The 9,187-nt window shown below is 44.3% G+C and carries 8 protein-coding genes and 1 pseudogene; 3 read left to right on the top strand and 6 right to left on the bottom strand.

The genetic code is table 11. From position 1 onward, the window contains the following. Positions 1-231: pseudogene (locus SHD_RS22275) on the top strand (hypothetical protein); the annotation flags it as partial. Between the two features lie 49 nt (positions 232-280). Here SHD_RS22275 and SHD_RS07625 read toward each other — a convergent pair. The 3 genes from SHD_RS07625 to hpf all read right to left on the bottom strand — a co-directional run bounded on the left by SHD_RS07625 (position 281) and on the right by hpf (position 5,187). Further along, positions 281-3,157 (bottom strand): valine--tRNA ligase, encoded by a 2,877-nt coding sequence (locus SHD_RS07625; RefSeq protein WP_023266577.1) that lies wholly within the window; start codon positions 3,155-3,157, stop codon positions 281-283. A gap of 15 nt (positions 3,158-3,172) precedes the next feature. Further along, a complete protein-coding gene (locus tag SHD_RS07620) occupies positions 3,173-3,637 on the bottom strand; it encodes a DNA polymerase III subunit chi (RefSeq protein ID WP_023266576.1) in 465 nt (154 codons plus the stop codon). Between the two features lie 1,193 nt (positions 3,638-4,830). Further along, entirely contained in the window at positions 4,831-5,187 is a 357-nt protein-coding gene (hpf, locus tag SHD_RS07615; protein ID WP_023266575.1) for a ribosome hibernation-promoting factor, HPF/YfiA family, read from the bottom strand. Between the two features lie 297 nt (positions 5,188-5,484). Between hpf and SHD_RS07610 the strand changes: the two genes are divergently transcribed. Next, entirely contained in the window at positions 5,485-6,174 is a 690-nt protein-coding gene (locus SHD_RS07610) for a cytochrome b/b6 domain-containing protein (RefSeq protein WP_023266574.1), read from the top strand. Between the two features lie 65 nt (positions 6,175-6,239). Here the strand turns inward: SHD_RS07610 and SHD_RS07605 are convergent, their stop codons facing one another. Beyond that, on the bottom strand, positions 6,240-6,689 hold the full coding sequence (locus SHD_RS07605) for a c-type cytochrome (protein ID WP_023266573.1): 450 nt from the start codon (positions 6,687-6,689) through the stop codon (positions 6,240-6,242). A 189-nt stretch (positions 6,690-6,878) separates the two neighbouring features. Between SHD_RS07605 and trpR the strand changes: the two genes are divergently transcribed. Continuing rightward, positions 6,879-7,160, top strand: coding sequence for a trp operon repressor (trpR, locus tag SHD_RS07600; RefSeq protein ID WP_023266572.1), 282 nt, complete (start codon positions 6,879-6,881; stop codon positions 7,158-7,160). A 437-nt stretch (positions 7,161-7,597) separates the two neighbouring features. Here the strand turns inward: trpR and SHD_RS07595 are convergent, their stop codons facing one another. Both SHD_RS07595 and slyD read right to left on the bottom strand, forming a co-directional pair. After that, positions 7,598-7,975: a hypothetical protein gene (locus tag SHD_RS07595; RefSeq protein WP_023266571.1), complete on the bottom strand. Its 378-nt coding sequence runs from the start codon at positions 7,973-7,975 to the stop codon at positions 7,598-7,600. Positions 7,976-8,170: 195 nt separating this feature from the next. Continuing rightward, complete coding sequence (slyD, locus tag SHD_RS07590; RefSeq protein WP_023266570.1) at positions 8,171-8,833, bottom strand: peptidylprolyl isomerase; 663 nt, start codon at positions 8,831-8,833, stop codon at positions 8,171-8,173. Positions 8,834-9,187 lie beyond the last annotated feature (354 nt).

The raw sequence follows: 9,187 nt of genomic DNA, 5'->3' as shown, positions 1-9,187 counted from the left end.
CATCAAGTTGAGCCACAGAGAATAAGTTTCATTAATGCCCTGTTTTTAATCCAAGATGAGTTTGGTTGGAGCGACAGAGGGAGTCCAGGAGCAATCCCACAGCACTTAAAACGACTGAGGGAAAATGGCAAAAGGTTGATTTTACCCCCGAAGAGGAAGCGGCCCAGCTACCCGCGTGTGGTGCTAAAGAAAACGGTGAAATATCCAAGTAAAAATGCCACTCGCTCTTAAGCGAGTGGCATTATGTAAAATACAGCCCTTTTTAGTGTAGATGCCGTGATTAGGCTTCTAACTTAGCAAACTCGGCTTTTTGCTCTTTTAGTTTGTCCATATCGCGGGTCAAATCGGCCATCTTGGCGCGCTCTTTATCGATAACTGCTGGCGGTGCTTTCGCCACGAAGCCTTCATTCGATAATTTACCTTCGATACGGCCAATCTCTTGAGTCAGCTTTTCAAGCTGCTTGTCGATACGAGCCATTTCGGCCGCCACATCCACTAGACCTGCCATAGGAATTAATAATTCCATTTCGCCAATTAGACCTGTGGTCGACATTGGCGCCGTTTCACCTTCGCCAAGAATCGTCATGCTCTCTAAGCGCGCAAGCGTTGTGAAGAAGGCTTGGTTAGCCTCAACGCGGGCTTGGTCTTGGGCACTCACGCCACGCAGTAGGGCGTTTAATGGCTTAGAAGGCGCGATATTGAGCTCGGCACGGATATTACGTACTGCAACAATCACTTGCTTAACCCACTCGAGGTCGGCCATCGCGGTCGCATCTACTTTGGCGGCATCATAGCTTGGGAATGGTGCCAGCATGATGGTGTCGCCTTGGGCGCCAGTCAGTGGTTTAACGCGTTGCCAGATGGTTTCAGTGATGTATGGCATCATTGGGTGCATCAGACGTTGCATCGCTTCTAACACATTGACCAACGTATGGCGGGTGCCGCGCATTTGCGCTTCATTGCCGTTTTGCAGTACTGGCTTAGTTAACTCTAAGTACCAATCGCAGAACTGGTTCCAAGTGAACTCGTACAAGGTGTTGGCTGCGAGGTCGAAGCGGTAGTTTGCCATGTGGTCGTCGTAGGTTTTTACGGTTTGGTTGAATAAACCGATGATCCAGCGATCCGCCAGTGACAGTTCAATCTCACCGCCTTGGTAATCCGGTGAGTTCGGGCCGCAATCTTGGCCTTCGGTATTCATCAGCACGTAACGTGATGCGTTCCAAAGCTTGTTACAGAAGCTGCGGTAACCGTCTAAACGCTTCATATCCCAGTTGATATCACGGCCAGTTGATGCCATTGCCGCTAGAGTAAAGCGCAGGGCATCAGTACCGTGGGCTTCGATACCATTTTCAAACTCTTTACGGGTGCTCTTTTCAATCTTGGCGGCCAGTTGTGGCTGCATCATGTTGCCAGTACGTTTTTCAACGAGGGCTTCTAGATCGATACCGTCAATCATATCCAATGGGTCAAGTACGTTGCCCTTAGATTTTGACATCTTGTTACCCGCTTCATCGCGGATAAGGCCTGTCACATAAACGGTTTTAAATGGCACCTGTGGCTTACCGTCTTCATCTTTGATGAAGTGCATGGTCATCATGATCATACGGGCAACCCAGAAGAAGATGATGTCAAAACCCGTTACCAACACGTCGGTTGGATGGAAGGTTTTTAAATCTTCAACATTGTCAGGCCAGCCTAAGGTCGAGAATGTCCACAGGGCAGAGCTGAACCAAGTATCCAGTACGTCTTCATCTTGGCGCAGGGCGATAGCATCATCGATATTGTGCTTAGCACGCACTTCAGCTTCGGTGCGGCCGACATAGACCTTACCGTTCGCATCGTACCAAGCAGGGATGCGGTGACCCCACCATAATTGGCGAGAGATACACCAATCTTGAATGTCGCGCATCCAAGAGAAGTACATGTTTTCGTATTGCTGTGGCACGAACTTAATATCGCCATTTTCAACGGCTTCGATTGCGGTTTTGGCCATAGGCGCAACGGCAACGTACCATTGGTCGGTCAGCATTGGTTCGATAACCACGCCTGAGCGGTCACCGTAGGGCACTTTTAGGCCGTGTGGCGCGATTTTTTCGAGCAGACCTAAAGTTTCAAACTCTGCCACAATGGCATCACGGGCTTTGAAACGATCTAAACCTGCATAACGCTCTGGCAGGCTGCCATCTAAGCTAGTATTGATTGTGCCATCAGTATTGACGACTTCGGCGGATGCACGAATGGCTGCATCTAAGGTCAACACGTTGAACATAGGAAGTTTGTGACGTTTACCGACTTCATAGTCGTTAAAGTCGTGGGCAGGGGTGATCTTCACACAGCCTGTACCAAACTCCATGTCTACATAGTCATCGGCAACGATAGGGATGCGACGATTAACGATAGGCAGCAGAATAAATTTGCCGATCAGTGCTTGATAACGCTCATCGTCTGGATGAACAGCTACTGCGCTATCACCCAGCATAGTTTCAGGACGCGTGGTGGCGACTTCGAGGTAATCTTTACCGTCTGCGGTCAGCTCGCCGTCGGCTAATGGATAACGCAGATGCCACATGTGGCCTTGCTTTTCTTTGTTTTCCACTTCGAGATCTGAAATCGCGGTGTGCAGCTTAGGATCCCAGTTCACTAAGCGTTTACCACGGTAAATCAAATCGTCTTCATAGAGACGGACAAACACTTCTTGAACCGCTTTAGACAAGCCTTCGTCCATGGTGAAACGCTCACGGTCCCAATCCACAGAGGCGCCCATACGACGTAGCTGCTTAGTGATGGTGCCACCCGATTGCGCTTTCCATTCCCATACTTTTTCCATGAAAGCATCGCGGCCAAGGTCATGGCGGCTCTTGCCTTCTTCGGCTTCAAGCTTACGCTCAACCAGCATCTGAGTCGCAATACCCGCATGGTCAGTTCCGACTTGCCACAGGGTGTTTTTACCCTTCATACGTTGGTAGCGGATCAGGGTATCCATGATGGTATCTTGGAAAGCGTGGCCCATGTGCAGGCTACCCGTCACGTTGGGTGGCGGGATCATGATGCAATAGTTGCCCTGTGAGGCATCGCCGTGGGGCTTAAAGTAACCTTGCTCTTCCCAGTTTTGGTAAAGAGTCTGCTCAATGGACTGAGGATCGTATGTTTTTTCCATGGGAACGTATCTGTCTCAAGCTAAATTAAGTGGATGTGTTGCTAAATTTTGGGTTGTTAATTCAATCCCTAAGCCACGATATTGGCGGTAGCGTTCACGTGCTATCGCTTTATGTTGGTCGTCATTAGCCACAAAATCGAAGATTTGACCAAAGTTTACCGCAAACGGAGGCACTTGGTCTGCAAGATTAATCAGAAGTTGGCGACTTTTGTTTGGACCGAGTCTGTCAAAACCGATTTCAACGGGTGAACCAGTAGTGGGGCCTTCACCTTTGAGGTTATGGGGGACAAATGCACTGGGTTCAAACTGCCATAGTAACTCGTCGATTTCAAAGGCGATGTTCTTGTCCTGACAGTGAATATAGACCTGCTGCTGGTTTATAAATCCCTGTTGGGCTAGACGGCAAGCCAATTGATACATGTCACTAAGGGCCGTGTTCTCGCCCATCGGCGGTAGTAAATAAAACAGCGCTTGAGTCATTATTTCAATGCCTTGCTTTAAGTTATAGACGAACGGGTTAGTCTACACTAAAACTCAAGCTTGGTTAACGCTTGGCTCTGGGGTTTTTCGCGGGAGATTGAGGAGTCGGGAGGGGGAGTTGGCTTAAACCTTTCCTGTGGCAACTAAGCACAGCTTAAGCATAAGGCTAGAGCTTATATGTGAATAGTTAAACGACTATGGGAGCTGGGGATATAAAAGCAAAGCGCACCCGAAGGTGCGCTGGTTGAAAAGCTGGTCAAACAAACTATTCCTCCTAGGTTATTGAGCATTGTTATTAAAGGATTTATTGACGCTTTGTGAATAAACAAACCGATATCATATTAGATTTTGTTTATTCAGCAGTTAACTCACTATTTCAACTTACATTTTCACTTACTATTACACTTCAGAATATAAATAAAGGAATCTGGCCTATATTAGTACTCAAAAAGGTACTGGGTATTTTGCTGTTAAGCAGCTCGCCTTGTTCCGTGTTATCTAAATTCTTTTTTACTCACAATTTGTAATATGCCCACTTGCTCATATTACCGATAACGCTATTAACCTCCTCATATTGTTTGACTGTTAAGAAGCTAATTCACCTAAAGTGGTCTTTCATGGTACCTATGTTGCTCTATTGCTAACGTCCTCCTCTTGATTATTACATTTGGGCTCAAAGAGTGTGTAAGACTAAAACTGGCAATACGATGTAGTAGGTTACTCCTTAATGATCGACTCGTGTGTTAACACCCATTAGTGCGTTTATCGTTAGTTGTTGGTTATCGGTCTCTATTTTTTTGTAACCTCGCATCTTATTTGATAATCAGAGGGAAACGCATAAATATTACAGCTTGGCGTTACCGAATTAATGTGGCCGCATTAATATGACTGCCGTAATGTGACTGTCTTAATGTAACTGCCTTAATGTAACTGCCTGTGTCACTGTTTTTGAGTGTGAGTTTAGTGTGGCGGCGTACTCCTTCTAGTGATGATATTTAACGGTTTTAACTTGAAATTCACATCACTCCGATTCTGCTGTCACTTAGTAAAGTGTAGTAGTTATTTAAAGGTTCACACTCTTTTTACTGACCATTAGGATGGTCTATCAAACTTTTGCTAAAAAATGTGACCTATTAAACCTTATCTACTTTATGCTCTCGAAGTGATGTGGTCTCGCACTAACATCGAGTAACTTAAGCTGCATCTTCCTCCTCGTAATCATCCTCGACATTGACAGCATCTTCGGAATGAGCAATAGATGCGAAACGTTGTGCTTCAGGTTTATGGGTTAATCGATTGAGTTGTTTCTCTAATTTTTGACCCATGGCCGTAATGGCTGCATAAAGATTGTCGTGTTTTGCTTGAGCAAAAAGTTCTCCATTTGGGATGCCAACCGATGCTTCAATTTTGAAACCAGGTTTCTCCTCTGTGATGATGACATGGGGATTAATCAACTGCACATCGTGCCTAGAAAGTTTATTAAAACGGCTTTCAATGCGTTCACGGATTGGGGCAGTGACTTCTAGTTGTTTGCTCGTAATCTTTAGCATATGTTGCACCTTCTATTTGGTTCCTTCGATTTCAGATTACCAATCTACACCCTTAAAAACGAGATCTAAATCACATTTTTAACCCTGTTTAGTTCTGTTCGTTGGTTATTTGATCGCTTAGACAAATCTCGCGGATTCTTGGTCGAAAAGGCTTGTATTGGCTATCGGAACAGGCCATATTTGATGGGATAACTACGCAGTCTTTGCTATCATTTACTTATCTTTACTTTAAGTTTTTCATTAGATCCCGATAAAATACCTTCACTTATTTCATTGTTCAGTCGAGTGGCAGGTATTATGGAAACCGAACATATCAAAGTTAAAGTCTGGGATTTACCCACACGCATTTTTCACTGGGGCATGGTGGCCCTCATGGCCTTACTCTGGTGGAGCGCCGAAGTGGGTGAAATGCAATGGCACCAGATCTTTGCCTATAGTCTGTTGATCTTGATTGGCTTTCGGCTTTTATGGGGCTTGATTGGCAGTGATACTGCGAGATTTAGTCATTTCGTGCATCATCCAAAGGTGGTGTTTGAGTATTTGAAAGACGTTCGCGCAAAGGGCGTGTCAGTGGTCTTAGGGCATAATCCGATGGGCGGTTATATGGTGATTGTGTTGATTGCCATTATCAGCTTACAGCTAATCACAGGACTATTTGCTACCGATGATGTGTTTACTGAAGGTCCACTGTACAGTTATGTGAGCTCTGATACTGCTTCGTTTCTCACTTGGTTACATAAGATGAATTTCAACCTGATCTTAGCCTTGAGTGCCGTGCATGTGTTGGCGGTTGTGGTACACGCCATTAAAGGTGACAAATTAGTGGGAGCCATGCTCAGTGGTTACAAACGTGTGCCTAAGGTTGAGTATGCCAAAGCAGAATCTGAATTAGTTTTCAAATCACAGTGGCTGGCCTTAATCGTGCTGTTAATTATTGCTGGGGTGGTGTTTACTTATTTGATGTGGCCCATAGTTCAAGTGCTCTAGTAAATGCTCAACATTAAAAAAGCCTGCATGTAGCAGGCTTTTTTATTAGACATGACAACTCGCCATTAGTCTTTTTTGTAAACGTCGTGACAACCTTTACAGCTCTTGCCTGTGTTCATAAAGGCTTGCTTAATTTCAGCTTGGTCACCTTTTTGAGCCACAGTCGCTAAAATAGCGGCATTTTCTTGGAAGGTTTTCATTTTAGCGTCAAAGTCAGCCTTGTCTTGCCATACTTTGGCCAGCGCTTCGGTATCGCCTTTATCTGAACCTTCAATAAAGCCTTCGAAAGGAATGTGCGAAAGTGCGGCGACATTGTTGGCACGCATTGCGAAGGTTTCAGCTTCGAAAGGTTTTTTACCTTTCATCATTGCGCCCATATCGCCAAAGTTATAAGCAATCAGGCTAAATGCAGATTGGCGATATTCAATCGCGTCCTTTGCATCTTCAAAATTGTGTGCTTGTGCAGCTGAAGCCAATAAGGTACCGGCAACGAGAGTCAGGAGTAATTTTTTCATCGTATTCTCACAAATTAGCGTCGAAGTGTGACATTGCTCTGCTATTGTACACAAATTAACTTAATGTACTAGAAGCAATTTTGTCAGTTTTTGTCTAGATAGATGGGATAAACGTAACAAGTTATTTGCCGGAAGAGTAAATCTGCTAAACTGCCGTTGTAATGCTTAAACAATACTACTGGGGCGATTATGCGAGCCAATTGGGACTTAGTTTTAGAGAAAATTTTGAGCCATGGAAACTATGATGAGCTCTCGGTATTGTTCCATTTATTGCTAACAGAAGAAGAACGTAGCGCTATCGCTGGGCGATTAAAGGTATTCCAATTATTGCTCGATGGTGAGATGAGTCAACGGCAGATCGCGGCTGAATACGAGGTCAGTATCGCCACTATTACACGTTGTTCAAACTATTTAAAGAATATGGCCCCAAGTCATAGGGAAAAAATTCAACAGCTGATTAAGGAATGTTAGCGATTTATGTTTTTTATCGCAATTTAACAGGTATGTATCCCATTAAAGATAAGCTCTATGCAATGAAGTGATTCGATATAAACAGACGACGTAACCGAAACCCTATCCTTAGGGAGCGGCTTTACTTTAAGTTGCAAAGGGCGCACGTCATTTGAATAGAAAAAAATCGTACCCCCTCGATGAACTTGCAAACCCATAAAATGCAATTTCAAATGTTTCTACGCTCTAAACAGCGATTCTGCTAATGACTAGGGCGTGTTGACGTTTCAGGGTTATTTTTGCAGCCGTTTGGCAAGCTCTTGCTCTTACTTTCGGTTATAAGTGCCGCTCGTCATTTGAGTAGAACAATTACACCTCATTCCTCGTTTCGCGAGCAAGTGCTTGCCAAAACCAACAAAATCTAATCTCGAAACGTCAAAACGGCCTAAATTTATTGTTTAAAATTGAGGTGACGCAGGTAGTTTATGTCGACGATAAAGCGAGCGTCTTATAAGAATATAAAAGCTGTAGCTTAGTAATAGAATTGCCAGTAAGGGATAAAGACTTTTAGGGAAAAACTTAAAAATAACTAAGGCAGTAAAGAGATAGATAAAGGGTAAATAATCATAAATCGCTGTTGGCATATAGCCCGTTTTTCTACGTTTTACGGGATCAGTGCGCCGATTTTGTGAGCGTAGATTGTAAATTCTAGCCCCGAGAAGAAACACAATCACGGCTGCCATTAAAGCATACTCTGGGTCGAGTAACATAAAACTTACGCAACCTAAGGCCATATAACCATAGGGCAAAGCTTCATATACAGGTTTTGATAACATATGCACTCCGTCGCGAGGTGAAGGTGTATTGGTTTTAACATTCTGATTTTAAAGTTTAAAATGCTAAATCTATCTAAAACGTCCCTATTTGTGGTTAGATTATAAACATTTGCCTATAAAAAAAGCACCTCCTTGTGTAAGGAAGTGCTTCATTATCTTGCTCTGGATAGTGAGCTTTAGGCGTTACTGCCTAAATTAGCCGCGACAGCCGCAACCACCATTGCCATCACAACCTGTTTTTGGTGTGTCGCACGCCTCATGATCGTGGTCATGGTGGTGATGACCATGGTCATCAGAACCGCCACAGCAGCCACCCGCATCATGACTTGAACCACCACAACATCCGCCACCGTGGTCATGATCATGGCTGTGTCCATGACCACCACATCCACCGTGGGCGTGAATATGACCATGGGCAATTTCTTCTGCTGTCGCTTCTCGCACATCGATGATTTCAATGTTGAAGCTCAATGCTTGGCCCGCTAAAGGATGGTTGCCATCAACGATAACGACATCATCTTTGACTTCGACAACTTGCACAGGGCGTTGACCCATTTCGGTTTCGGCAATAAAGCGCATACCAGGAACGATATCTTCGATATCACCAAACGCTTCTAATGGCACGGCTTGACGCAGACCATCGTGGTAAGGACCGTAAGCTTCTTCAGCACTGATTGTCACATCCAGTGTTTCGCCCTTGGTTTTACCTTCTAATGCAGCCTCTAAACCTGGGATCAGGTTTTCTGCACCGTGCAGATATAACATTGGTTCGGCATCAAAAGAGTCTTCTAAAAGTCTGCCTTCTTGATCTGATAAACGGTAATGAATGGTTACCGCGCTGTGTTGGGTGATCTTCATATCGCCTCCGGTTCGGAATGTGCGCGCATAATAACGTGCTTTTGGGGCGCTGGCGATAATTTGAAGTGGCTTATGTTAGATATCGCACAGCTTTTTGTTGGCGTGATGAACAGTCATTTGGTGAAGAATTTACGCCAAATTGTTGATGGTTATCGCTTGCGGTTTGTTGGTCTCGAAAGTGGGTTTACATCGCTTAATCTAAAGGCGTTACGATATGGTTGATATAATTTATTGAATTTTAATGTTTAAAAACAGATGTATTTGTGCGGCATTACGTTTACGTTAACAGTTTTCTATTGATGAAATCGCATTTTTACCCTAGGAAAACTTGATAATATTGAATGTTAAGGTGTC

Source organism: Shewanella decolorationis S12, from assembly GCF_000485795.1.
Lineage (GTDB): Bacteria > Pseudomonadota > Gammaproteobacteria > Enterobacterales > Shewanellaceae > Shewanella > Shewanella decolorationis.
The sequence above is the reverse complement of the archived record's forward strand: the minus strand, read 5'-3'. Positions and strand labels throughout refer to the sequence as shown.

Excerpts from the sequence above, each read along its gene's own strand:
- SHD_RS07610 (WP_023266574.1), top strand. The coding sequence starts at position 5,485 with ATGGAAACCGAACATATCAAAGTTAAAGTCTGGGATTTACCCACACGC.
- SHD_RS07620 (WP_023266576.1), bottom strand. The coding sequence starts at position 3,637 with ATGACTCAAGCGCTGTTTTATTTACTACCGCCGATGGGCGAGAACACG.
- hpf (WP_023266575.1), bottom strand. The coding sequence starts at position 5,187 with ATGCTAAAGATTACGAGCAAACAACTAGAAGTCACTGCCCCAATCCGT.
- SHD_RS07605 (WP_023266573.1), bottom strand. The coding sequence starts at position 6,689 with ATGAAAAAATTACTCCTGACTCTCGTTGCCGGTACCTTATTGGCTTCA.
- SHD_RS07625 (WP_023266577.1), bottom strand. The coding sequence starts at position 3,157 with ATGGAAAAAACATACGATCCTCAGTCCATTGAGCAGACTCTTTACCAA.
- slyD (WP_023266570.1), bottom strand. The coding sequence starts at position 8,833 with ATGAAGATCACCCAACACAGCGCGGTAACCATTCATTACCGTTTATCA.
- SHD_RS07595 (WP_023266571.1), bottom strand. The coding sequence starts at position 7,975 with ATGTTATCAAAACCTGTATATGAAGCTTTGCCCTATGGTTATATGGCC.
- trpR (WP_023266572.1), top strand. The coding sequence starts at position 6,879 with ATGCGAGCCAATTGGGACTTAGTTTTAGAGAAAATTTTGAGCCATGGA.